Source organism: Achromobacter sp. CF-sbj1-Ac2-l (assembly GCF_052698165.1).
The window spans coordinates 4296942-4321212 of the sequence record NZ_CP199855.1 but is presented as its reverse complement, the minus strand read 5'-3'; the positions used below and the strand labels follow the sequence as shown (position 1 = coordinate 4321212).

Genomic DNA, 24271 nt, shown 5'->3' with positions numbered 1-24271 from the left:
GCCGCCCTGGATGGCGCCAGGCCGTGATGGCGGCGTCAGCGGCCCGTGTCGCGGCGCGCGGCGCTGGCGGCGCTGGCAGGGCTGGGCGCGGCCGGCACGGTGACGGGATCGACCACCGCCGCGAACTCCCGTTCGGCGGCCGCCAGCACCGCGTCGATGTGCAGGTAGCGCAGCGCGTGGCGGCGCGCGGCGGTGCCAAGGGTCTCGCGGACCTGCGCGTTGTTGGCCAGCTTGCGCACGGCCTCGGCCATGGCCGCGGCATCCTCGGGCGGGGTGACCAGCCCGCAGTGCGCCACCACGCCGGCCAGCTCGGTGCCGCGCGCGGCGCCGCACACCACGGGACGGCCGCTGGCCAGCATGCCGGTCAGCTTGGACGGCATGACCAGATCGGCGGCGCCGGCGCGTTGCGGCAGCAGGTGGATGTCGGCGGTGTTCAGCAGCGCGCCCAGGCGTTCGCAGGGCTGCAGGTCGAGAAAGCGCACCCGCGCCAGGCCCTCGCACTGCGCCTGCAGCGGCGCGCGTTCGGGGCCCTGGCCGCAGAACACGAACCACAGGCGCGGTTCGTGCTCCAGCAACCGCGCCACCTGCGCCAGCGTGAGCAGGCCCTGCTTGCCGCCCATGTTGCCCGAGTACAGCGCCACCACCGCGTCGGCCGGAATGCCGAGCTCGGCGCGCAGATTGCCCGCGCGGTCGGGCGCGATGGCGTTGACGTCGATCCAGTTGGGCAGCAGCACCGCGCGCTGCGGGTCGATGCCCTTGTACAGCGCCAGGTCCTGCATGCGCCGGGAAATCGTCGAGACGCGGTCGAAGCGCCGCATCAGCCAACGCTCGGCGCGCTGCACCAGGCCGCGCAGTCGCGCGCCCTTGAGCAGGCCCAGGTCGAAGGCGGCGTCCACTTCATAGTCCTGGATGTGCAGCCAGGCGCGCGCGCCGCTCAGCCGCGCCGCCAGCCATGCGGCTGGGGCGCAGAAGAGGGCGGGCTCGACCACGAGGATCAGGTCCGGCCGGCCTGCCGCGGCCCGCAGCAGCGACGGCAGGCTGGACAGCGCGAAGCTGGCCAGGTGCACCAGGCGCTTGGCGCCGCCGGGCTTGCGCGGCACCCACAAGGGCGCGCGCCGGACGTCGACGCCGGCGCGCGTCTCGCGGCGGTAGCGGCCGGCGTGATAGCCGTCGTGGACCTGCCATTGGGGATAGTAGGGCGGCGCGGTGACCACGCTGACCTGGTGGCCGCGGGCGGCCAGCCATTCGGCCATTTCCGCGTTGTACTTGCCGATGCCGGTCAGCTCCGGCGCGTAGTTGATGCTGTACAGAAGGATCTTCATGTTGGCGGCTCCACGCGGGGTTTGACGGGACGGCAGGGATTGCCCAGGCACACCATGGCGGGCGGCAGGTTGCGGAACACCGAGCTGCGCGCGCCGACCACGGCCTCGCGGCCGATGGTGACCCCTGGGCCGACGAACACGTCGGTGGCGACCCAGGCGCCTTCCTCGATGCGCACAGCGCGTTCGCGCAGCGGGAAGTCGGGCTTGCCGGCGTCGTGGTCGGCCGCGCACAGGTAGCTGCGCTGGGAGATCACGGCATGGGCGCCGACGTGGATCGGCCCCAGGCTGTAGAGCACCGCGTCGTCGCCGATCCAGGCGTAGTCGCCGATTTCCACCTTCCAGGGATAGGTCACGGTGGCGCTGGGCCGGATCAGGACTTTGCGCCCGACGCGGGCGCCGAAGCAGCGCAGCAGCCAGCGCCGGAAGCCGTAGGCCACCTGCGGCGACCAGCGGAACAGCGACCCCTGCACCAGCCACCACAACTGCACCGTCAACGCCGAGCGGCCGCGCTGTCCAGGCGCCACGGCGAACTGGTCGAGACGCTGCAGCGCGCTCATTTGGCGGCTCCGGCCACCGCGTCACGCTGTCCGCGCTCGGGCTCGGCCAGTCGCGCCTGCCGGATCTCCTCGGTCTTGATGCGGATCTGCCAGTAGTACATGGCGCGCGCGATGGCGTAGTCGAAGCCGGCGCGTCCGTCGAGGAACCCCAGCCGCAGCACGTACGAATGCAGGAACGAGATCGGCGCCTTGAACGGCATCGCCTGGAATACGCGCTTGAGCAGCGCCCGCGCGCCAACGTTGGCCTCGCGCGGGTCGTTCATCAGGCCCTTGATGCGCAGGTTGGCTTCCCAGTCGGAGTAGCGGTTGTGCTTGTCGAAGTAGTGGTACAGCGAGTCGTGGTCGTTGTGCACCATGCGCGCCTGCAGCGCGAAGGTTGCGCCCTGCACCTGGGGCTGGTAGTGGCCCTCGACCTCCCACATGTGGGCCACGTCCAGGTCGTCGTAGTCGAGAAAGCGCGAGCGCTCGCGCGCCAGCAGCGCCAGCTTGTAGACGCGATGGCCATGGCGCAGCTTGCGTCCGCAGAACACGTAGTCGAACGGCACGAAGGCGCCGCCGGCGCCGGCGGCAAAGCGCGGCAGCGCGGCGCGGATCTCGGCGGCCAGCTCGGGCGTCATTTCCTCGTCGGCGTCGACGTACAGCACCACCGGGTGGCTGAAGGGCAACTGCTCCAGGCACCACTGCTTCTTTTTCGGGTACTTGCCATTCCACTGGAAGTTGCTCACCTTGGCGCCGAGCGCGGCGGCCATGGCGCAGGTGGCGTCGGTGCTGTTGGAATCGACCACGAAGACTTCGTCGAAGTCGGCCAGCGCCTTCAGGCATTTGGCGATGTTGCGTTCCTCGTTCTTGGTCATGACGACCACGGACACCGGTATCTTGGACATGATGCTTTCCTTTCAGGAGGCGGCGCGCCGCATCAGCGGCTGGAACAGCTCGATGACGTCGCGGCAGTGCCGCTCCAGTGAAAAGGCGTCGGCGCGCCCGGGGCCGTCGGCCGCCAGTCTCGCGCGCATGTCGCCGTCGTAGGCCAGGCGGCGCACCGCCGCGGCCAGGGCCGCCGCGTCGCCCACCGGCACCAGCAGCCCGTAGCGGCCGGCGTCGAGGATCTCGGCCGGCCCGTGCGGACAATCGGTGGAAATGACAGGAACCCCCAGGCACAGCGCCTCGACCAGCACGTTGCCGAAGCTCTCGCGCACCGAGGTCAGGGCGAAGGCGCCGGCGCCGGCGATGACCGGGAACGGGTTGTCGATGTGGCCGGCCAGCGTCACCGGGCTGCGCGAGGCGCGCGCGTCGATACGCTTTTGCAGGGCCGCGTGTTCCGAGCCTTCGCCCAAAATGGTGAAGCGGATGCCCGGGTCGTCCAGCAGCGCGGCGGCGTCGATCAGGGTGGCATAGTCCTTGACGGCCTCCAGGCGGCCGACCGCGACCACGTGGTAGGGCGCGGCGGCAGGCTCGGCGTCCGTGGACGTCGCGCTCTGCTCGCGCACCTCGTCCAGCGGCACGCCGTTGTAGATGGTGCGCACCTTGCCGCGCAGCGGCGGAAACATGCTGACCAGGTCTTCCTTGACGCCGCGCGACACGCCGACGACGGCGTCGTGGCGGCGGTAGGTCTGGCTCACCAGCCAGCACTTGAGCCGCCGCATGCGCGACGCGCCGTAATGGATGGCGGGGCTGCTGTGCTCGAAGGCGACGGTGGCGAATTTGCCGCGCAGCAGCTTCCTGGCCAGCACCACCAGCATATTGCACAGCAGGCCGTGCGAGCAGACGATGGCGGGCCGGTCACGGCGGATCTGCTTCAGCAGGCGCCAGAACGCCACCGGCAGCATCAGCCGCAGCGAGGTGGGCGATTCGATGACCGGCAGCGCCCGTGTCACGCGTGGATTGGCGACCGGGTACTCGCGGTTGCGCGAGCGCAGCAGGAACAGCGCGGCGTCCAGGCCCCTTTCGGGCAGGGCATCGGCGATGAAGGCAACGCATCTTCCGACGCCGCCGTGCAGGTCGGGCGCGACGAACAGGACATCAGGCATGGGGCAGTACTCGCGGTGACGCCCGGCGCATGGTGTCCGGACGGGGGCTGGGAGCCGCGGGTGCGGGCGTGGGCACGGGCATGGCCCGCGCATTGCGTATCAGCGACAGGCAGTAGCACAGCAGGAAGCCGGTGAAGGCGGTCTTGGGGGCGTACGCCAGGCCGCCCGAGAGCGAGTCGATGAAGATGTAGATCGGCGCCGTGGCGAGCAGATAGCGTCGATGCAGTTCGAGTCCGGGGTGGGCGTAGCGCCGGAACAGCGACAGCAGCAGGATCAGCAGCGGCGGCAGCATGATCATCGCCGTGCCGACGATGCCGAACTTCATCAGGTAGAAGGCCCAGGAATTGTGCGCGAACGTGCTCAGTTCGAAGCCGTTCTCGCCCATCACCCAACTGCGAAAGCCGGCGCCCTTGCCGAACACCGGGCTCTCGGCGAACGAGTCCATCTGGCCCTGCATCTCCTGGATGCGGGCGCCGTAGCTGGAGTCCTCGTCCAGGCGTTCGACGCTGAAGACGCGGTTGGTCAGCACCTCCAGGTAGCCGATGCTGGCGAACACCAGGATGCCGGCCACCGCCGCCGGCGCGAAGATCATCACCACCCGGCGGCGCACGTCGGAACCGGCCGCCAGCATCACCGCCAGCAGCACGGACACCATCAGTTGCAGGTACTGGCTGCGGTTCAGCGAGAACACCAGCGCCAGCAGCATGTACACCGTCAATGCGTAGGCCTTGGGGCCGGACACGTTGAGCGTTTTGCGAAAGTACAGCAGCGACACCACGCCGAACGGAATCGCCCAGACGCCGAGCCGCACGTTGCGCAGCGGGTTGGCGACGCTGAAGCCCTGCAACTGCTCCAGCAGCATCAGCGTGGCCACGGCCAGGCACGCCGCCACGATGTACTTTTGCAGCAGGGCGTAGGCCGCCGGGCTGTCGATGTCCTTGTAGCAAAGGAACGGCACGCTCAGGAAGTAGAAGACGATGCGCAGGTCGCGGGCGACGTCGCCGGTCTCGATGCCCGGATGATGCAGCGACACCAGCAGCAGGTAGATCACCGTCAGCACCTGCAGGCCCAGCAGCATGCCGAGCGCGCCGCGCGGCAGGGCATAGGCGGCCGGGTCCGCCAGCCGCAGCGCCTTGACCACCAGGATGGCGACGAACAGCACGTCGAACGGCGACAGCTTGAAGCTGCCCACCCCGAGGATGAAGTGGTCGTCGTTCAGCGCCAGCGCGGTGAAGGCGAACAGGCCCAGCAGGTGCAACGTGGAAAGACGGCGGTGCGGATGCATGGCGGCTCCATGGCTGGGTGGGGTCAGTGCGCGGCCCAGTCGTCGCGTCCGAACAGCTTGATGGCGAGCTTTTCGACGAGGTAGGACAGATCGCCCTGGCGCGCGTGCGCCGCCACCTGCGACGCCCGGCACGACAGGCCGAACAGCTTGCCCATGCCCGGTTCGGTGCGGCGGATACGCTCGACGATCTGCTGGCGTTCCTCCAGCAGCACGTCCTGCATCAGCGCGGTCTTGGTCTCGTCATGGGCGGTGTACACGCCCATCGCGTCCGGCACGATCTGGTTGCGGCCTTCGCGCAGCAGCCGGCTCCACAGTTCCAGGTCCATGCAGTAGCGCATGCTTTCCTGCAACAGGCCGTGCTTGAGCAGCAGGTCGCGGCGGAAGATGGCCGACTGGTTCGGGATCGAGGCCTTGACCACGGTCAGCGTGCCGCGGTTGACGGGGGTGTAGTGGATCTTGCGGAAGATGTGGTTGTCGGCGTCGGCCACGAACAGGTTGCCGCTGACGATCGGCGCCCGGCCCCGCGCCGCCGCCGCGCCCAGCTTGCGCAGGGCGCCCGGGTAGTACAGGTCGTCGGAGTTCTGCCAGCCGACATAGTCGCCGGTGGCGCGCTCGAAGCCCTTGTTGATGGCGTGCGACTGGCCGCGGTCGGGCGCGCTTTCCCAGTGGGTCAGGTAGCGCTCGTACTTGCGGATGATGTCGACGCTGCCGTCGGTCGAGCCGCCATCGATGATGATGTACTCCAGCCGCGGATAACCCTGGTTGAGCACCGACACGATGGTGCGTTCCAGGAAGCGGGCCTGGTTGAACGAGGGGGTCACGATGGTCAGCTTGGGCAACAGGCCGCCGGCGATCGGCGCGGGCGGGCGCAGCTCGCTCACGAAATCGATCAGTTCACGCGAGTACTCGTTGTGACGCTTGCGCATATAAGACCTCAGCATGTTCACTACCGGGTGGCCGCAGGCATTGCGCCCGGGTAGTCGGGCCGGGATTGACGGATGGCGAGCGCCACGCCGGCCAGCGTGATCGCCGCGTAGGCCATGCGGCCCCAGGCGGCGGCGTGTTCGCCCGCCGCGTGCACCAGGACGGCCATGACGCACAGCATGGCCAGGCCGCCCAGGCCGTTCAGAATGGCGACTGCGCGCGAGTTGCCCAGCCCGAGCAGGGAAAAATGCGCGGCCGCGTTCAGCGACAGCAGCCCGGAGGCGGCGATCAGCAGGCGGAAGGTGCCCAGGTGGCCCTCGGCCACCGCCTGGCCCAGCAGCAGGTCCAGCAGCGGCGCGCTGACCGCCAGCACCGCCACGGTGGCGCCGGCCGACAGCAGCAGGTTCCACCGCATCAGGCGGCGGATTTCCTCTTCGGCGGCGCCGGGATGGGGCGGCGCCGCGGCCAGCCGGCTGACGCGCGGCATGGCCTTCTGGAAGATCGCCACCGAAGCGGTGTGGATCATCTGGCCGACCTGCACGCCGACCGTGTAGATGGCCAGCGCGGCCGGGCCCATCAGGCTGCCCACCAGCACCCGGTCGACCGAGCCGAACGCCAGGGCGCTGAGGCTGTTGAGCCAGGACCAGCGCGAGAACTTGAACGCCGCCAGCATCGCGCCGCGGTCGCGCACCGGGCGCACCAGCGCATGGCCGTAGCGGCGCGCGAACACGCGCATCTTGACCGAGCCGGCCAGCAGCAGGCCGACCGCCTGGGCCAGGCCGGTCCAGGTGGGCGAAGCGGTCAGCCAGGCGGCGGCGCAGGCCAGCGCCATGGTGCCGCTGCGGCTGAAGACTTCGCACAGGGCGGTGGCGCGGAAATCCTCGCGGCCCTTGAGGCAGCCGGACATCAACTGGTCGTATTGCTGCGTCAGGTAGACCGCCAGCGCCGGCATGGCCAGCAGCGTCACCGCGACCCCGCCGAAGGTGGCGGCGGGCCAGCCCAGCCAGACCACGCCCCACAGCAGCGCCGCGGCCGCCGTCACCACGCCGAGCGCGCAGCCGATCAGCGACATGGCGACGCCTGCCGCGCGGTAGGCGCCGCCCGGCTCGTGCAGGCGTTCGGACACCAGCTTGGTGGCGGTCACGGCGGCGCCCAGGTTGGCGGCGTTGCCGAAGCCGGCCAGCGCGATGATCATCGAGTACTGGCCAAATCCCACCGTGCCCAACTGGCGGAACAGGATGGGCAGCGCCACCAGCGCCGCGACCGGGCCGATGCCGTATTCCACCAGCCCCCAGAACGAGGCATTGCCGGCGACGTGCTGCCTGATGAGTCGGATCATCGGTGGGCCTGTGCTCGGTTGGCGTGGCGCTCAGGCCACGGGCAGCGGCGGACGCGCCTGCTCGCGCAGGAAATGGCCATAGGCCAGCGTCACGCCATGGGTAAGCGATATCTCCGGTTTCCAGCCCAGGGCGCGCACCCTGGACGAGTCCATCAGCTTGCGCGGGGTGCCGTCGGGCTTGCTGGCGTCGTAGACGATGTTGCCCTGGTAGCCGACCACCTGCGCCACCACCCGCGCCAGCTCGGCGATGGACAGGTCCTGGCCGGCGCCGATGTTGTACATACCTTCGGCCGACGGCGTTTCCATCAGCATCACGCAGGCCCGCGCCAGGTCGTCCACGTACAGGAATTCGCGCAGCGGCCTGCCGCTGCCCCACAGCGTCACGCTGTCGTCGCCGGCCTCGCGGCCCTCGTGGAACTTGCGGATCAGCGCCGGCAGCACGTGGCTGCTGTGCAGGTCGTAGTTGTCGTGCGGGCCATACAGGTTGGTCGGCATGGCGCAGACGAAGTGCGCGCCATGCTCGCGCTGGTAGGCCTCGCACAGCTTCAGCCCGGCGATCTTGGCGATGGCGTAGGGCTCGTTGGTGGCTTCCAGCGGACCGGTCAGCAGCGCGTCCTCGCGCAGCGGCTGTGGCGCGTCGCGCGGATAGATGCAGGACGAACCCAGGAACAGCAGCTTGCGCACGCCGGCCGCGTAGGCGGCGCGGATCACGTTGCACTGGATCATCAGGTTGCGGTAGAGGAAGTCCACCGGATGGTTCTGGTTGGCCAGGATGCCGCCGACCTTGGCGGCCGCCAGGTACACCACATCGACCGGCGTGGTCGAAAAGAAGCGGTGCACCTGGTTCTGGTTCTCCAGGTCCAGTTCGCTGTGGCTGCGCGTGATGACCTGGCGGTAGCCGCGGCCCTGGAGCTCGCGCACCAGCGCCGCGCCCACCATGCCGCGATGGCCGGCCACGAACACGCGTTGATCCTGATGGCTCATGGCGGGCTACTCCTTGTAGGCGTAGATTTCGTAGCCGTTCTGCTCCACCAGGGCATCGCGGCGCGCGTCCTTCAGGTCGCTCTCGACCATCTCCTTGACCAGTTGGGCGAAGGTGGTGCGGGGCGACCAGCCCAGCTTCTCGCGCGCCTTGGTCGGATCGCCCAGCAGGGTCTCGACCTCGGTCGGGCGGAAGTAGCGCGGGTCGACCCGCACGATGACCTGGCCGGCCTTGATGTCGTGCACCGGGCTGAACAGCACCGTGGCGGTTTCGTTCAGGCCCTCGCCTTCCCACGCCAGCAGGATGCCCAGCTCGCGCGCGGCGGTATTGATGAACTCGCGCACGCTGTACTGCATGCCGGTGGCGATGACGTAGTCCTCCGGCGTGTCCTGCTGCAGCATGAGCCACTGCATTTCGACGTAGTCGCGCGCATGGCCCCAGTCGCGCAGCGCCGACAGGTTGCCCAGGTACAGGCATTCCTGCAGGCCCAGCACGATGCGGGCCAGGCCGCGCGTGATCTTGCGCGTCACGAAGGTCTCGCCGCGCTTGGGCGATTCGTGGTTGAACAGGATCCCGTTGCAGGCATACATGCCGTAGGCCTCGCGGTAGTTCACGCTGATCCAGTAGGCGTACAGCTTGGCGGCGGCGTAGGGGCTGCGCGGATAGAACGGCGTGGTTTCCTTCTGCGGGGTCTCCTGCACCAGGCCGTACAGCTCCGAGGTCGAGGCCTGGTAGAAACGGGCCTTGTCCTCCAGTTTGAGGATGCGGATGGCCTCCAGCAGGCGCAGGGTGCCCAGGCCGTCCGCGTTGGCGGTGTACTCCGGTTCTTCGAACGACACGCCGACGTGGCTCTGCGCCGCCAGGTTGTAGATCTCGTCGGGCTGCACCGATTGCACGATGCGGATCAGGCTGCAGGAGTCGGTCATGTCGCCGTGGTGCAGCACGAAGTTGCGCGGCTGGTCATGCGGATCCTGGTACAGGTGGTCGATGCGCGCGGTATTGAAGAGCGACGCGCGCCGCTTGATGCCGTGGACTTCATAGCCCTTGGCCAGCAGGAACTCGGCCAGGTATGCGCCGTCCTGTCCGGTGACGCCGGTAATCAGTGCCCGTTTTGGCATGGTTTTATCCTTAAGACTTAGTCACTGCACGAAAGGAGCCGAAGGCTGCGGAACCGATGTTCAACGAGATTACTGTCGCACCCGCCGCGGAGATATCGGCCAGAAGGTCTAAGAGATCAGCCTGTCGATAGGCAAAAATGGACTGGATGGTTTCGTCCAGCGCGCCCAGCGCCGTCACGATCGCCAGCGCCGTCAGCGCGGGGCGCCGACGCACCGAGGCGTAGATCAGCGCCGTCAGAAAGGCGTAGGCCGCAAGGTGCAGGCGCTTGTCGCCGAAGGTGGCCGACATTTCCGCCGCCAGGCCTGGCAGGTTGCCCACCGTGACCAGCGCCAGGAAGAACAGCGCCGCCGCGGGCAGGCAGATCCGCGCCACCCCCGGGCGCAAGAAGGACGAGGCCGCGCGCCGCGGATCAGACACGGCCGTACATGTCCTGGAAACGGACGATGTCGTCCTCGCCCAGATACGCCCCGGACTGCACCTCGATGATTTCCAGCGGGATCTTGCCGGGGTTCTCCAGGCTGTGGACCTCGCCCAGCGGGATGTAGGTCGATTGGTTTTCGGTCAGCAGGTATTGCTTGTCGCCGTTGTAGATGCGCGCCGTGCCTGACACCACCACCCAGTGTTCGGCGCGGTGATGGTGCATCTGCGACGAAAGGCGCGCGCCCGGCTTCACGGTGATGCGCTTGACCTGGTAGCGCGGCCCCTGGCCCACCGAGTCATACGAGCCCCAGGGCCGCTGCACCTCGCGGTGGTGGTTCATCTCACTGCGGCGCTGGCCCTTGAAAGCCTCCACCAGCCGCTTGACGTCCTGCGAGCGGGTCTTGTGCGCCACCAGCACCGCGTCGGCGGTCTCGATCACCACGATGTCGTCCAGTCCCACCGAGGCCACCAGCCGGCTGGTCGAATGGATGAGGCAGTTGCGCGAGTCCTCGACCATCACGTCGCCGCTGGTGGAGTTGCCCTCGGCCGTCTTGCGGGCGATGCCCCAGACCGCGTCCCAGGCGCCGACGTCGCTCCAGGGCGCTGCCAGCGGGATGACCACGGCGCTGTCGGTGCGTTCCATGATGGCGTAGTCCATCGAGTCGCTGGGGCAGGCCTCGAAGGCGGGGCCGTCCAACTGGAACAGGCTGTCTTCGCCATGGCCGGCGGCCACGGCCGCGCGCACCTGCTGCAGGATGCGCGGCGCCAGGCGTTCCATCTCGGCCAGGAACACCGAGGCCTGGAAGGCGAACATGCCGCTGTTCCAGTAGTAGCTGCCGGTCTCGATGAAGCGCTGCGCCACTTCGGGCGAGGGCTTCTCGACGAAGCGGCGCACGCGTCGCGCCGGCGCCAGGTCGTCCGGCTCGGCCGCCTGGATGTAGCCGTAGCCGCTCAGCGGCGCCGTGGGCGTGATGCCGAACGTCACCAGCGCGCCCTGGCGGGCGGCCTGGTAGGCCTCGGCGAAGGCGGCGGCCAGCACCGGTCCGTCCTCCAGCACGTGGTCGGACGGCATGATCAGCATGACCGGATCCTCGCCGTCGCGCATCGCCCGCAGCGTGGCGGCGGCGATGGCGGGCGCGGTGTTGCGGGCGTGCGGTTCGAGCACGATCTCGGCGTCCTGTATGCCCAGTTCCTGCGCCTGTTCGGCCGCGATGTAGCGGTGGGCGGCGTTGCAGACCAGCATCGGTTTGGGCTGGGCGCCGGCCGAGCCGAGCCGCAGCAGGGTGTTCTGCAGCAGGCTGCGGTCATCGGTCAAACGGATGAACTGCTTCGGCAGCAGCTCGCGCGACAGGGGCCACAGGCGCGAACCCGAACCGCCGCAAAGGATGACGGCCCGGTAGGGGGGATGGGGGTGGGTCATGGCGCTGACTCCTTGAAGTAGGCCTGGGTGTTCGGATGCGCGCCGGGATCGGCGGCGATGGCCGCCGGGGATTGCCAGCGGTAGCGGCGGTGCTGGCCCAGCGGCAGGTTGCCGGCATCCAGCGTCAGATCGGCCTCGTAGGCGAGGACGACGTAATGGGTGGAACGGCCGGGCTCGCCGGCGAAATTGGTGTCGTAGAAGTGTTCGTACACGCCGCGCGGCCGCCAGGCGGGGGGCGGCAGCGTCACGCCCAGTTCCTCGCGGGCGATGCGCTGCAGCGCCCGCGCCAGCGTTTCGTTCTTGCGGATGCGGCCGCCCGGCACGAACCAGGCGCCCTGGGCCGGCGGGTTGCTGCGCAGCCCGGTCAGGTAGCGGCCCTCGGCGTCGCGCAGCAGCAGGTCGATGGACACCAGCGGCAGCATCTCCACCGCGCGGCGGAAGTCGTCCTCGGCCAGCAGGCCGGGGGCCGGCGCGGCCGGGCCGGGCGAGAAACGCACGCGCGCCGGGACGATCAGGGGCCAGCCGAGCGGTTCAGTAGACATTTCGGCCCGTCCATCCGGAGACCGCCGTGCGGGCGATGATCATCAGGTCCATCCGGAACGTCCAGTGCTGGATGTAATAGATGTCGTGCTCGATGCGGTCGCTCATCTTGCGCAGCGTGTCGGTCTGGCCGCGCAGGCCGTTGACCTGGGCCCAGCCGGTGATGCCCGGCTTGACGCGGTGGCGCATCATGTAGCGCTGTACCAGGTCCTTGTAGAGTTCGTTGTGCTCCAGCGCGTGCGGACGCGGGCCGACCACGGACATGTCGCCGCGCAGCACGTTCAGGAACTGCGGCAGTTCATCCAGGCTGGTGCGGCGCAGGAAGCCGCCGATGCGCGTGACGCGGGCGTCATTGCGGGTGGCCTGGGTGACCACGCCGTGCTCCTGGTGCACGGTCATGGTGCGGAACTTGTAGACGTGGAACACCTTGCCGTCCACGCCCAGGCGCGGCTGGGTGAACAGCACCGGCCCGCGCGAGGTCAGCTTCACCAGGCACGCCACCGTCAGCATCACCGGCGACAACCCCACCAGCGCGCACAGGGCGAAGGCGCGGTCGAAGGCTTCCTTGGCCAGGCCGCGCACGCCGGCGGCCGGCAGGCTGTTGAGCTGGATGGCGGGCAGGCCGAGGAACTCGCCGATGCGGTGTCCCAGCAACTGGATCGACATCACGTCGGGAATCCAGCGGATGTCCACCAGGTCGTTGCGCAGGTGGTAGAGCACCTCGCGCAATTCCTGGCCTGCCTCCATCGGCAGCACGATCCAGACTTCCCGCACATTGTGCTCGCGCACGAAGCCATGCAGCGCGTCCAGCTCGTGCAGGCGGCGCACCTGCGGCGGCAGGTTTTCGTGGGCTTCGGCATAGATGCCGGCGATCTCGTAGCCGGCCTCGCGGTAGCGTTCGACACGGCGCCACAGGTCGTGGCCGAGCGCGCCGAAGCCGACCAGCAGCACGCGCTTGCGGTCCAGGCCGCGGTCGCGCGCCGCGCCCAGGATGGTGTAGGCCGCCAGGCGCACGCCGGCCAGCGCCAGGGCGACGGAGCCGAACCAGGTCGCCGCCCACAAGCGCGATACCGCCGCGCTCTGATGCATGAGAAAACTGACCAGAATGCCCAGGGCGAACACCGTGGCCCAGGCCGCCAGGCTGCGCACCACCAGGTCGGTCAGGCGGCGGCCGCGCCAGGAGACATAGAGGCGGAAGGCCGGGAACAGCGCGATGACGCCCAGGCCGCACAGGTAGATCAGGAACAGGTGGATCTGCGGAGGATCCGCCATCGCCTCGTCCGAGAACTTCAGCTCGGTGACGGCGAGGCCGCAGATGATGACGATCGCGGCATCCAACAGCCGGTAGAGATAGCTGGATCGGTTCGACCTCGCCGACGTGTCCGTAAGGGACGGGTCCATCGCGTACTCCTTTGTTCGGGGAGTCGCCCTGCGGCCGCGCGGAAAAAAAAACGGTGCGCCGCCGCAAAGCATGTGGCTACCGTGGAAATCTTATTGAGTGCCCGGCGCACCCGAAACCTCCAAACGATGTAGGAGAAGGCTTAGGGCATCCGTCGAATGTGCGGGGCCTGGAAAAGGGAGTGGAATGTCGCAACCCGTTACGCATCGGGCTCCTTTCCAAGCAACGAAGTCATTCACAGTGGATTCGCCATGACGACATTTTTCGGAACGTTGAGCCGAGCCATCGCAGCCATTGCGCTCGTGTCCTCGCTGGGCGCCTGCGCCCTTTCTCCCGGCATGACCTTCAATGCCAAGCACCTGGTCGATCCGCTGGATCCGAACTCGGTGGCGCAGATCAAGGAGATCACGCCCTCGCTGGTGCTGGACGACAACCGCGCGCGGCAGGCGCTGCTGGACAACGACGGCATTTCGCGGCTGGTCGACAAGGCCGAGCCCTATCGCATCGGTCCCGGGGACATCCTCTCGATCGTGGTCTGGGATCACCCCGAGCTCGTCCTTCCGACGCAAACCTACGCCATCGGCACTGGGGTGACCGAACTAGCCTTCGGGGACACCGCATCGGGCATTCCGGGGTATACGGTCTCGTCCTCTGGATACATCCAATTTCCCTATACGGGATTGCTGAAAGTGGCGGGGTTGACTGAACTGCAGGCGCGCAATCTCATAGTCAACAGTTCCGGCAAATACATTCAGGACCCGCAAATCACGGTGCGCGTGCTGGGCTACCGCAGCAAGCGGGTCTACGTCGAAGGCGAGGTGAAGACGCCAGGCACGGTGGCGATCAACGACATTCCCATGACCTTGCTGGAGGCGATCAACCGCGCGGGCGGCGTATTGCCCACGGGCGACCGCAGCAGCGTGTACGTCATCCGCGAAGGCAAGAAGACCCGCGTGAACCTGCCCGCGCTGATCGACCGTGGCCAGGACCTGAACCAGGTCATGCTGAAGTCGGGCGACATCGTCCGGGTGACTCCGAGGGATGAGAGCAAGGTGTTCGTGACGGGCGAAGTGACTACGCCGGCCACGATCGTGATGCGCGACGGCAGATTGACGTTGAACGAGGCGCTGGGCGTGGCGGGAGGGCCCAACCAGTTGACCGCGGACTCGTCGCAGGTGTTCGTGGTGCGCAGCACCGAGCAGGCTACGCCGCTGGTGTTCCACCTGAATGCCGCCTCGCCGCAGGCCTATGCGGTGGCGGAGAAGTTCGAGTTGCAACCCAAGGACGTCGTCTTCGTCGATACGGCGGCGCTGGTGCGGTGGAACCGCTTCATCAGCAATCTGTTCCCGAGTGCACAGACGGTACAGACCGTGCATTCCATCAAGTAACCCTGGAGAGCTGCATGCCGTTGCCCATCGAATCGTTCGAGCCCTCCGTCCCGGCTCGCCAGCAGGAAACCCCGCTGTCCTCGCACGTGGACGCCATCTTCTCCAACCGTTGGCTGATCATCGCCATCACCCTGATCGCACTGCTGGGGGCCGTTGCCTACGTCATGGTGACCCCCTCGGTCTATTCGGCCGACATCATCGTCCAGGTGGAGGAGGAGCTGCCGCAAGGCCAGAGTCGCAGCCTCCTGGGCGACGTCTCGGCCATCTTCGACACCAAGGCCGAAACCTCCGGCGAAATGGAAGTGCTGCGTTCGCGCATGGTGGTGGGGCCGGCCGTCGACAAGTTCATGCTCTACATCCACGCCAAGCCGCGCTACTTCCCCGTGGTGGGCGAATGGCTGGCGCAGCGCCACGAAAGCCTGCCGTATCCATCCGGGCTACCCCGCGGCGGCTACGCCTGGGGCGGCGAGTCGATCTCGATCTCGCAATTGGACGTGCCGAACGAATGGCTGGGCAAGCCTTTTCGCATCACCAACCTGGGCGAGGGCGCCTACACCCTGAACGACAAGCTCACCGGCGCCACCTTCAACGGCACGGTCGGCAAGCCCGAGCACTTCCTGCTGCCTGGCGGCGGCGCGCTGGACGTGCACGTCGACGCGCTCAACGGCCGTCCCGGGACGGAGTACACGGTGTCGCGCACCTCGCGCCTGGCGGCGATCGAGGACGTGCAGTCGCGCCTGGGCATCTTCGAGCGCGGCCGCACCTCGGGCGTGATCGGGGTGACGCTGGAAGGCAACGATCCGGTGCTGACCACGGCGGTGCTGAACCAGATCGGCCAGGAATACGTGCAGCAGAACGTCAACCGCAAGTCGGCGCAGGCCGAGAAGTCGCTGGCCTTCCTCGACCAGCAGTTGCCGCAGCTCAAGCGTGAACTGGACGCGGCCGAGACCAAGTACAACTCGCTGCGCAACAAGCGCGGCACCATCGACCTGAGCGAAGAGGCCAAGCTGATCCTGGCGCAGTCGGTGGACGCCCAGACCAAGGTGATGGAACTGCGCGCCAAGCGCCAGGAGCTGATCACCCGGTTCGCGCCGACCCATCCGAGCATCGTCGCGATCGACCGCCAGATCGCCTCGCTGACGGGCGACGTCAACCGCATCGGCGACAACATCAAGCAGTTGCCGGACCTGGAGCAGGACGTGGTGCGGCTGGTGCGCGATGTGCGCGTCAACACCGAGCTGTACACGGGTCTGCTCAACAACGCCCAGCAATTGCGCCTGATCCGCGCCGGCAAGGTCGGCAACGTGCGCATCCTGGACGCGGCCGTGCAGCCGGACAAGCCGGTGCGGCCCAAGGCCGCCATCATCATCGCCGTCGTCACGGCCATCGGCCTGATCATCGGCGTGCTGTGCGCCTTCGTGCGCAACGCGCTGTTCGGCGGCCTGTCCGAGCCGGACGATGTCGAGCGCTACACCGGCCTGCCGGTGCTGGCGGCGATTCCGCACAGCGACCTGCAGGACAAGCTGTGGCGCCGCAGCCGCCGCAAGAACGCCACGGTGCCCGCGCTGCTGGCGCAGAGCCAGGGCAACGCGCCGCCGATCGAGAGCCTGCGATCCTTCCGCAACGTGTTGCAGGCCTCGCTGCGCCAGTCGGCCAACAATATGGTCATGTTCACGGGCCCGGTGGCGGGCGTCGGCAAATCGTTCCTGTCGGCCAATTTCGCTTTCATCCAGGGCGGGGTCGGCAAGCGCGTGCTGCTGATCGACGCCGACTTCCGCAAGGGCCAGCTCAATCGCTATTTCGGCGTGCCCAAGGAAGACGGCCTGTTCGAGGTGCTGTCGGGCACGCTGCCGCTCGAACGCGTGCGCAAGCATAGCGTCTCGGAGGGGGTGGATTTCATTTCCACGGGCGCGGTCAGCTTCGATCCCTCGGAACTGCTGGCCTCGCCGATCTTCGGCCAGACGCTGCGCGAACTGGCCAGCCAGTACGACATGGTCATCCTGGACACGGCGCCGGTGCTGTCCTCGCCCGACGCCGCCGTGGTCGGCACGCATGCCGCGGCGGTCATGGTGGTGGTGCGGTCGGGCATGAACACCGTGGGCGAGATCCGCGAAACCGCCAAGCGCCTGATCCAGGCCGGCGCGCCGGTCGACGGGGTGCTGTTCAACGGACTCAAACTGATGCCCGAGCGCTTCGGGTTCCGCTCCAAGTATGGCGGATACCGCTATTCGCGAGCCGCTTATTACGGTGATTTCAAGCAGAACGGCCCCAAGTAACCTCCGCGGAGAACTGGCATGCATGGAACGTTTGGCTGGGAAACCCCGCAGATCCTGGATGCGGTCTTCAAGGCGTATGACATACGCGGCACGGTGCCCGATGAAATCGACGCGCGCTTCGCCCACAGCCTGGGCATGGCGGCCGGCGTGCGGGCGCTGGAGCTGGGCGCGCGCGCCATGGTGGTGGGGCGCGACGGGCGCCTGAGCAGCGTGGAACTGGCGGCGGCGCTGCAGGCCGGGCTGCGTTCGGCCGGCCTGCATGTGATCGACATCGGCATGGCGACCACGCCGATGGTCTATTTCGCGGCCCGCCTGATGGACACCGGCGCCGGCATCGCCGTCACCGGCAGCCACAATCCGCCGTCCCACAACGGCTTCAAGATCGTGCTGGACGGCGCTTCGCTGTATGGCGACGGCATCATCGCGCTGCGCGACGCCATGCGCCTGCCGATCGAGTCGGCCAGCGTGGCCGGCGGCCGCACGCAGATGCAGATCCAGCCCTGCTACGCGGCGCGGCTGGTGGGCGATATCCGCCTGGCGCGGCCGATGAAAATCGCCATCGACTGCGGCAACGGGGTGGCCGGCGCGGTGGCGCCGGCGCTGTTCCGCGCCCTCGGCTGCGAGGTCACCGAGCTGTTCTGCGAGGTGGACGGGGCCTTCCCCGGCCATCACCCGGACCCGGCCGATCCGCAGAACCTGCAGGACCTGATCTATTGCCTGCGCTACTCCGACTGCGAAGTCGGGCTGGCGTTCGACGGCGATGGCGACCGGCTCGGCGTGGTCACCAAGTCGGGCCAGATCATCTGGCCCGACCGCCAACTGATCCTGTTCGCCCGCGATGTGCTGGCGCGCAACCCGGGCGCCGAGATCCTCTACGACGTCAAGTGCAGCCGCCACGTGGCGCGTGCCATCACCGAGGCCGGCGGCAAGGCCACCATGTGGAAGACGGGCCATTCGCTGATCAAGGCCAAGATGCGCGAGACCGGGGCGCTGCTGGCCGGCGAGATGAGCGGCCACATTTTTTTCAAGGAGCGTTGGTACGGCTTCGACGACGGCATCTACGCCGCCGCCCGACTGCTGGAGATCCTGTCCGGCGCGCCCAATCCGTCGGCGCTGCTCGAGAGCCTGCCGCAGTCCTGCGCCACCCCCGAAATCAAGCTGGAAACCACCCAGGGCGAGCAGTTCGAGCTGGTCGAGGCGCTGCGCGCCGGCGGCCAGTTTCCGGGCGCGCTTTCCATCAATGACCTGGATGGCGTGCGGGTCGACTACGCCGACGGCTTCGGCCTGGCGCGGCCGTCCAACACCACGCCCACGGTGGTGTTGCGTTTCGAAGGAGACTCCGTGGCCGCCCTGGCCCGCATCGAGGAGGACTTCCGCAACGCGTTCCGGCGCGTTGCCCCCCATATCCGTTTACCGTTCTAAGGAGCATCACGCGATGGGTAATGCGAATTTTGCGAGAGAGGCCGAGGCTGCGGCCGAGGCCGACAGCCTCGCCGCCAGCCTGGAATGGCGCGCTTTCGCGCAGGCGGCGCACGGCGCCGCGCTGGACGCGGGCGCATTGAAGGTGATCGAGGCGGCTGGCCTGTGCGTGGACCTGACCATGCAGCGGCAATCGCCCGCGCTGGACGCCGCCGCGCAGGCGCTGTTGCGCGCCCGCGGCCTGGACGAGGCGCGGCAGGCGCTGTTCTCCGGCGGCCCGGTCAACTGGACCGAGGGCAAGCCGGCCTGGCACACCGCGCTGCGCGCCGGCCGCACCCGCGAACAGCCTGAAGGCCAGGACCGGGACTCGGTCTGCGAGTATTCGCGCATGGCTGATTTCGTGCGGCACGTCGACCAGAACGCCGACTTCGCCACCGTGCTGCACATCGGCATCGGTGGCAGTGACTGGGGACCGCGCCTGGCGATCCAGGCCTTTGGCGGCCCGGGCCAGCGGCGCCAGATCCGTTTCGTCTCCAACATCGACGGCCACGCCTTCCATGACGCGGTGGCCGGGCTGGACCCGCGCCGCTGCCTGGTGGTGGTGTCGTCCAAATCCTTCACCACCGTCGAGACCCTGCACAACGCCCGCGCCGCCATTGCCTGGCTGCGGCAGGGCGGGGTGGCCGATCCCTCCGCGCACCTGGCGGCGGTCACCGCCAACGCGCCGGCCGCGCGCGCCCTGGGGGTGCCGGCAAGCCAGGTGTTTCGCATGTGCGACTGGGTCGGCGGACGCTATTCGGTCTGGTCGGTGGCCGGCCTGTCGATCGCGCTCACCGTCGGCGCCGACGTGCTGATCGGCATGCGCGCCGGCGCCGAGGCCATGGACCAGCATTTCCAGCAGGCGCCGCTGGGCGCCAACGCGCCGGTGCAACTGGCGCTGGCCGGCCTGGTCAACTGCAGCGTGCTGGGCCACGGCTCGCTCAACATCGCCGCCTACAGCGCGCGGCTGCTGCACCTGGTGACCTACCTGCAGCAACTCGAAATGGAGTCGCTGGGCAAGCGCGTCGGCGGCGACGGCGCCGCGGTGGACGTGCCGACCGCCCCGATCATCTGGGGCATGCCGGGCACCGACGGCCAGCACACCTTCTTCCAATGGCTGCACCAGAGCGCGCATGGCGCGCCGGTCGATTTCATCGCCAGCCTGCAGGGCCACCCGGACAGCCCCGACGCCCACCGCATGCTGCTGGCCAATTGCCTGGCGCAGCGCCAGGCGCTGTTGCGCGGCAAGGATCTGGAGCAGGCGCTGCTGGACGTGGCCCATGTCGAGGACCCCGAGCAGGCGCTGACGCTGGCGCATCACATGGTGCACCCGGGCGGCCGGCCGTCCACGCTGATCGTGCTGCGCCAGTTGGAGCCGCGCGCGCTGGGCGCATTGCTGGCGCTGTATGAACACAAAGTGTTCGTGCAGAGCGTGGTGTGGGGCGTCAATCCCTTCGACCAGTGGGGCGTGGAACTGGGCAAGCGGCTGGCCACCGGCATCGAGCGCGAGCTGGCGGTGCCGGTGTCGGCCGGCGTGGTCGACTGGGGCCACGACGCGTCCACCTCGTACTGGATCGACCGCTATCGCGGCCACGCCCAGGCGCCGCAACCGCGCCATGCCCGCCTGCCCGGCGTGGCGGCGCATCTTTGACCGGGAGCCGGGCATGAGCGAGATGCGCGTGCTGGTCACGGGCGGCGCCGGCTACATCGGCGCCCACACCCTGGTGGCGATGCTGGCCGCCGGCCAGCGGCCGCTGGTGCTGGACAACTTCAGCAACGGCAGCCCGGAGGCGGTGCGGCGGGTCGAGCGCCTGTGCGGCGCGTCGATCCCGCTGGTCGAGGGCGACATCCGCCAGACCGGGCTGGTGCAGGCGCTGCTGGCGCGCGAGGCGCGGCGCGGCGACCCGGTGCAGGCGGTGCTGCACCTGGCCGGCTGCAAGGCGGTCGGCGAATCGGTGGCCGACCCGCTCAAGTACTACGACAACAACGTGTCAGGCTCGGTGGCATTGCTGCGCGCCATGCGCGACGAGGGCGTGACGCGCCTGGTGTTCAGCTCGTCGGCCACCGTCTATGGCGAGCCGCGCTCGCTGCCGTTCACCGAGGCGCATCCGCTGGCGCCGGCCAATCCGTACGGCCGCAGCAAGCTGATGGTCGAGCAGATGCTGCGCGACCTGTGCGCGGCCGAGCCGGCGTTCGGCGCGGTGACGCTGCGCTACTTCAATCCGATCGGCGCGCATCCCAGCGGCCAGATCGGCGAGAGCCCGCGCGACGTGCCCAACAACCTGTTCCCGTACATCACGCAGGTGGCGGTGGGGCGGCAGCCGTTCCTGAACGTGTTCGGCGACGACTACGCCACCGCGGACGGCACCGGCGTGCGCGACTACCTGCATGTCATGGACCTGGCGCAGGGCCATGTGCAGGCGCTGGCCTACGCCACCGGCCACCCCGGTTTCGTGGCGGTCAACCTGGGCACCGGGCGCGGCACCAGCGTGCTGGAACTGGTGCATGCGTTCGAGCGCGTCAGTCAGCGCCGCATCCCGCTGCGCACCGGGCCGCGCCGTCCCGGCGATATCGAGCGGATGTGGGCCGACCCGGCATTGGCCGCCTCGCTGCTGGGCTGGCACAGCACGCGCGGGGTCGATGCCATGTGCGCCGACGGCTGGCGCTGGCAGCAGGGCAACCCGCGCGGTTACGAGACGGATCCGCCGGCGGCATAACCCCAACGGCGTGTCGGATGGGTTCCGCGAAGCGGGCCGAGCGGTTACAGTTGACGGAAATATTGCGAAGCAGCATCCGCGCGGCCCCGCCGTCGCGCGCGATGCACCGTCACCGAGGCACTGTCATGCTCGATTCCCTTCCGTCCGCCGGCCCGGCCGGCACCCAGCCGGGGCTGTTCCAATGAGCGGCCCGGCCTACCTTCCCACCGCCCACTGGAACCTGGACAGCATCGTCTCCGGCCTGCGCCAGGCGCGGGTGGCCTGGCGCGGCCCGCGCGGCCGCCTGCGCGAAGACGCCGGCCTGCGCGAGTTTCCGTCGCAGGAAGCCCTGCGCCAGATCATCAAGGACCTCTGTGGCGCCCTGTTCCCGATGCGGCTGGGGCCCATCGACCTGCGCGAGGAGGTCGAGGACTTCTACGTCGGCCACACCATCGGCGCGGCGCTGGACGCGCTGCTGCACCAGGTCAACCTGGAACTGCAATACGTCGGTCGCGACGATCCGGCGCTGCTGGCCGCTTCGCAGCAGCGCGCCATCGACATCGTGCGCCAGTTCGGCGCCGAGCTGCCGCGCGTGCGCGCCGCGCTCGACCTGGACGTGACCGCCGCCTACCAGGGCGACCCGGCCGCGCACAGCGTCGACGAAGTGCTGCTGTGCTATCCCGGCGTGGCCGCCATGATCCACCATCGCCTGGCCAACGTGCTGTACCGCCTGGGCGTGCCGATGCTGGCCCGCATCGTGGCCGAGATCGCCCACGCCGACACCGGCATCGACATCCATCCCGGCGCCACCATCGGCCGCAGCTTCTTCATCGACCACGGCACCGGCGTGGTGATCGGCGAGACCGCCATCATCGGCGACCGCGTGCGCCTCTATCAGATGGTCACGCTGGGCGCCAAGCGCTTCCCGCCGGGCGAGAACGGCGAACTCAAGAAAGGCCTGGCGCGCCACCCGCTGATCGAAGATGATGTGGTGATCTACGCGGGCGCCACCATCCTGGGGCGCGTCACCATCGGCAAGGGCTCGACCATCGGCGGCAACGTCTGGCTCACGCGCAGCGTGCCGCCGGGCAGCAACGTCACCCAGGCCAGCCTGGTCAGCGACATGCCGGATTGCGGCCTGGGCGGCTGAGACGGCGTCCGCGTTTCGGCTGGGCGGCCCTGGCGCCGCCCGCCTCTCGCCCGGGCGGCGCTGACGCCCGGGATTCGATACGGGAGCCTGGATGGACACACGTGTTTCGGATCTGGCCGCGCTGCGCGGCTTCGTCGACCGCCACCCGCGGCTGTTCGTGCTGACCGGGGCGGGCGTCAGCACCGATTCCGGCATCCCCGACTACCGCGACACCGACGGCGAATGGAAACGTTCCCCGCCCATGACGCTGCAGACTTTCATGGGCGGCGAATACGCGCGCGCCCGCTACTGGGCCCGCAGCATGGTGGGCTGGCGCCGCTTCGGCCAGGTGCAACCCAACGCCTCGCATCGCGCGCTGGCGCAATTGCAGCAGCGCGGCCGGGTGTCGGTCCTGGTGACGCAGAACGTCGACGGCCTGCACGAAGCCGCTGGCAGCCGCGACGTGGTCGACCTGCATGGCCGGCTCGACCAGGTGCGCTGCATGAACTGCGACTGGCGCGGCCGCCGCGATGCCTGGCAGGACACGCTGCACCAATACAACCCCGGCTGGATCGCCTTCGAGGCCGATGACGCGCCCGACGGCGACGCCGACCTGGAGGGCGTGGACTTCGCTTCGTTCAAGGTGCCGCCCTGTCCGGTCTGCGGCGGCATCGTCAAGCCCGATGTGGTGTTCTTCGGCGAGACCGTGCCGCGCGAGCGGGTCGACCGCGCCAATGCCGGCCTGATGGCGGCCGACGCGGTGCTGGTGGTGGGCTCGTCGCTGATGGTCTATTCGGGCTACCGCTTCGTCACGGCGGCCTCCCGCAACGGCATGCCGATAGCGGCCATCAACCTGGGCCGCACGCGGGCCGACAACCTGTTGACGCTCAAGATCGAGCTGCCCAGCGCGGTGGCGCTTGAGGCGCTGACGGCGGCATAAAAGCGGGACGGACAGCGGCCGGTTTTTGACCGGTTTAACCAAGTGCCCGCCCTGTAAGGATTTTTTTGCGCCGTTACAGACCTTTCCAAAGGGTTGTCCACAGATACTGTGGATAATTCCTAGGGATTACCCCGATTTTGCGAGCATGTTAGGGGCATTTCCGACCGATCCATGGTGGTCTGGCCCCGGTATTCAGCCTTCGACGTCGGCAATGGCGTCGCCCAGCAGGGCCTTGCGCGCCGCGTGCCAGCTCCCTGCGTCCGGGGCGTAAAGCAGCCCGCCGCTGCGGTGGGTGGGCTTGTAGGGCGAGCCGTCGAAGCGCGCCGCGTAGCCGCCCGCCTCGCGGTGCAGCAGCCAGCCGGCCGCGTGGTCCCAGGCGGTCAACTGGTTGTACAGCGCGACGTGGCTGTGGCCGGCCGCCAGCATGCGGTATTCGTGGGCGGCGCAGCGCAGGCTGGCCGTGCTGCCCAGGCGCGACAGGTTGCCGTTGACGGTGGTGCGCAGCGGCTCGGGCAGGGCGCCGGTCGAGATCAGGCCGTCCATGTCCTCGGGCGGCGCGGGGCTGGCCACGGCCAGCGGCGCCTGCTTGCCGTTCTCGTACTCCATCCAGGCGCCTTCGCCACGCACGGCCAGCGCGCTGTCGCGGTTGACCGGGTCGTAGATCACGCCGGCGATCACGTCGCCGCGATGGCAGGCCGCGATCATCATGCCGAACAGCGGCAGGCCGGCGACGTAGTTGCGGGTGCCGTCGATCGGGTCGATCAGGAACGCCAGCTCGGCGTCCACCAGCATGTTCAGCAGGGCCGGGTTGCGGGTCGAGGCTTCCTCGCCGATCAGCACCGCGCCCGGATGCAGCCTGGCCAGGCGCGCGGCGATCAGGCGCTCGGCGGCTTCGTCTGCGTCGGTCACCAGGTCGCGCGGCGAACTTTTGTCGCGCACGCTGCCCTCGGGCAGGTTGCGAAAGCGCGGCATGACCTCCGCCTGCGCGGCTTCGGCCAGGATGCCGGCCAGCTTGCGGGTGTCGTCACGGGTGAAAGTTCTGCTCATGGT

21 protein-coding genes are annotated in these 24271 nt (G+C 68.8%); 7 read left to right on the top strand and 14 right to left on the bottom strand.

Annotation, left to right across the window (positions count from 1 at the left end; genetic code table 11):
* Window positions 1-35: 35 nt before the first annotated feature.
* The 13 genes from ACUDCK_RS19605 to ACUDCK_RS19545 all read right to left on the bottom strand — a co-directional run bounded on the left by ACUDCK_RS19605 (window position 36) and on the right by ACUDCK_RS19545 (window position 13336).
* A complete protein-coding gene (locus ACUDCK_RS19605) occupies window positions 36-1322 on the bottom strand; it encodes a glycosyltransferase WbuB (RefSeq protein WP_054503063.1) in 1287 nt (428 codons plus the stop codon).
* Window positions 1319-1879 carry a putative colanic acid biosynthesis acetyltransferase gene (locus tag ACUDCK_RS19600; protein WP_054503062.1) on the bottom strand — a complete coding sequence of 187 codons (561 nt, stop codon included), beginning with the start codon at window positions 1877-1879 and terminating at the stop codon, window positions 1319-1321. The genes ACUDCK_RS19605 and ACUDCK_RS19600 overlap by 4 nt, the downstream gene beginning before the upstream one ends.
* Window positions 1876-2763: a glycosyltransferase family 2 protein gene (locus ACUDCK_RS19595; protein WP_175166633.1), complete on the bottom strand. Its 888-nt coding sequence runs from the start codon at window positions 2761-2763 to the stop codon at window positions 1876-1878. The genes ACUDCK_RS19600 and ACUDCK_RS19595 overlap by 4 nt, the downstream gene beginning before the upstream one ends.
* 12 nt (window positions 2764-2775) lie before the next feature.
* Window positions 2776-3906: a glycosyltransferase gene (locus ACUDCK_RS19590; protein ID WP_064524264.1), complete on the bottom strand. Its 1131-nt coding sequence runs from the start codon at window positions 3904-3906 to the stop codon at window positions 2776-2778.
* Window positions 3899-5191, bottom strand: a complete 1293-nt coding sequence (locus tag ACUDCK_RS19585; protein WP_144654720.1) for an O-antigen ligase family protein — start codon at window positions 5189-5191, stop codon at window positions 3899-3901. Before ACUDCK_RS19585 ends, ACUDCK_RS19590 begins: the two co-directional genes overlap by 8 nt.
* Window positions 5192-5214: 23 nt before the next feature.
* Window positions 5215-6117 (bottom strand): glycosyltransferase family 2 protein, encoded by a 903-nt coding sequence (locus ACUDCK_RS19580; RefSeq protein ID WP_054503058.1) that lies wholly within the window; start codon window positions 6115-6117, stop codon window positions 5215-5217.
* Between the two features lie 20 nt (window positions 6118-6137).
* Window positions 6138-7454: a lipopolysaccharide biosynthesis protein gene (locus tag ACUDCK_RS19575; protein WP_054503057.1), complete on the bottom strand. Its 1317-nt coding sequence runs from the start codon at window positions 7452-7454 to the stop codon at window positions 6138-6140.
* A 30-nt stretch (window positions 7455-7484) separates the two neighbouring features.
* Window positions 7485-8438, bottom strand: coding sequence for a GDP-L-fucose synthase family protein (locus tag ACUDCK_RS19570; RefSeq protein WP_054503056.1), 954 nt, complete (start codon window positions 8436-8438; stop codon window positions 7485-7487).
* Window positions 8439-8444: 6 nt separating this feature from the next.
* Window positions 8445-9554, bottom strand: a complete 1110-nt coding sequence (gene gmd, locus ACUDCK_RS19565; protein ID WP_054503055.1) for a GDP-mannose 4,6-dehydratase — start codon at window positions 9552-9554, stop codon at window positions 8445-8447.
* Between the two features lie 10 nt (window positions 9555-9564).
* On the bottom strand, window positions 9565-9972 hold the full coding sequence (locus ACUDCK_RS19560) for a VanZ family protein (protein ID WP_244976811.1): 408 nt from the start codon (window positions 9970-9972) through the stop codon (window positions 9565-9567).
* On the bottom strand, window positions 9965-11395 hold the full coding sequence (locus tag ACUDCK_RS19555) for a mannose-1-phosphate guanylyltransferase/mannose-6-phosphate isomerase (RefSeq protein ID WP_116791888.1): 1431 nt from the start codon (window positions 11393-11395) through the stop codon (window positions 9965-9967). Before ACUDCK_RS19555 ends, ACUDCK_RS19560 begins: the two co-directional genes overlap by 8 nt.
* Entirely contained in the window at window positions 11392-11853 is a 462-nt protein-coding gene (locus tag ACUDCK_RS19550) for a GDP-mannose mannosyl hydrolase (protein WP_155755505.1), read from the bottom strand. Before ACUDCK_RS19550 ends, ACUDCK_RS19555 begins: the two co-directional genes overlap by 4 nt.
* Before the next feature lie 73 nt (window positions 11854-11926).
* Window positions 11927-13336: an undecaprenyl-phosphate glucose phosphotransferase gene (locus tag ACUDCK_RS19545; RefSeq protein WP_175166634.1), complete on the bottom strand. Its 1410-nt coding sequence runs from the start codon at window positions 13334-13336 to the stop codon at window positions 11927-11929.
* 249 nt (window positions 13337-13585) lie between these two features.
* Between ACUDCK_RS19545 and ACUDCK_RS19540 the strand changes: the two genes are divergently transcribed.
* From ACUDCK_RS19540 to ACUDCK_RS19510, 7 genes are all read left to right on the top strand, one after another.
* Window positions 13586-14722, top strand: coding sequence for a polysaccharide biosynthesis/export family protein (locus ACUDCK_RS19540; protein ID WP_054503051.1), 1137 nt, complete (start codon window positions 13586-13588; stop codon window positions 14720-14722).
* Between the two features lie 14 nt (window positions 14723-14736).
* Window positions 14737-16998 (top strand): GNVR domain-containing protein, encoded by a 2262-nt coding sequence (locus ACUDCK_RS19535; protein WP_054503050.1) that lies wholly within the window; start codon window positions 14737-14739, stop codon window positions 16996-16998.
* Window positions 16999-17016: 18 nt separating this feature from the next.
* On the top strand, window positions 17017-18420 hold the full coding sequence (locus tag ACUDCK_RS19530; protein ID WP_054503049.1) for a phosphomannomutase/phosphoglucomutase: 1404 nt from the start codon (window positions 17017-17019) through the stop codon (window positions 18418-18420).
* 13 nt (window positions 18421-18433) lie between these two features.
* Window positions 18434-20107 (top strand): glucose-6-phosphate isomerase, encoded by a 1674-nt coding sequence (gene pgi, locus ACUDCK_RS19525; protein ID WP_144654724.1) that lies wholly within the window; start codon window positions 18434-18436, stop codon window positions 20105-20107.
* A 13-nt stretch (window positions 20108-20120) separates the two neighbouring features.
* Window positions 20121-21173 (top strand): UDP-glucose 4-epimerase GalE, encoded by a 1053-nt coding sequence (galE, locus tag ACUDCK_RS19520; RefSeq protein WP_054503294.1) that lies wholly within the window; start codon window positions 20121-20123, stop codon window positions 21171-21173.
* A gap of 181 nt (window positions 21174-21354) precedes the next feature.
* Window positions 21355-22302: a serine O-acetyltransferase EpsC gene (gene epsC, locus ACUDCK_RS19515; RefSeq protein WP_054445629.1), complete on the top strand. Its 948-nt coding sequence runs from the start codon at window positions 21355-21357 to the stop codon at window positions 22300-22302.
* Window positions 22303-22393: 91 nt separating this feature from the next.
* A complete protein-coding gene (locus ACUDCK_RS19510; RefSeq protein WP_116791885.1) occupies window positions 22394-23221 on the top strand; it encodes an NAD-dependent protein deacetylase in 828 nt (275 codons plus the stop codon).
* A 192-nt stretch (window positions 23222-23413) separates the two neighbouring features.
* Here the strand turns inward: ACUDCK_RS19510 and ACUDCK_RS19505 are convergent, their stop codons facing one another.
* Window positions 23414-24268: an inositol monophosphatase family protein gene (locus ACUDCK_RS19505; protein ID WP_064524273.1), complete on the bottom strand. Its 855-nt coding sequence runs from the start codon at window positions 24266-24268 to the stop codon at window positions 23414-23416.
* Window positions 24269-24271 lie beyond the last annotated feature (3 nt).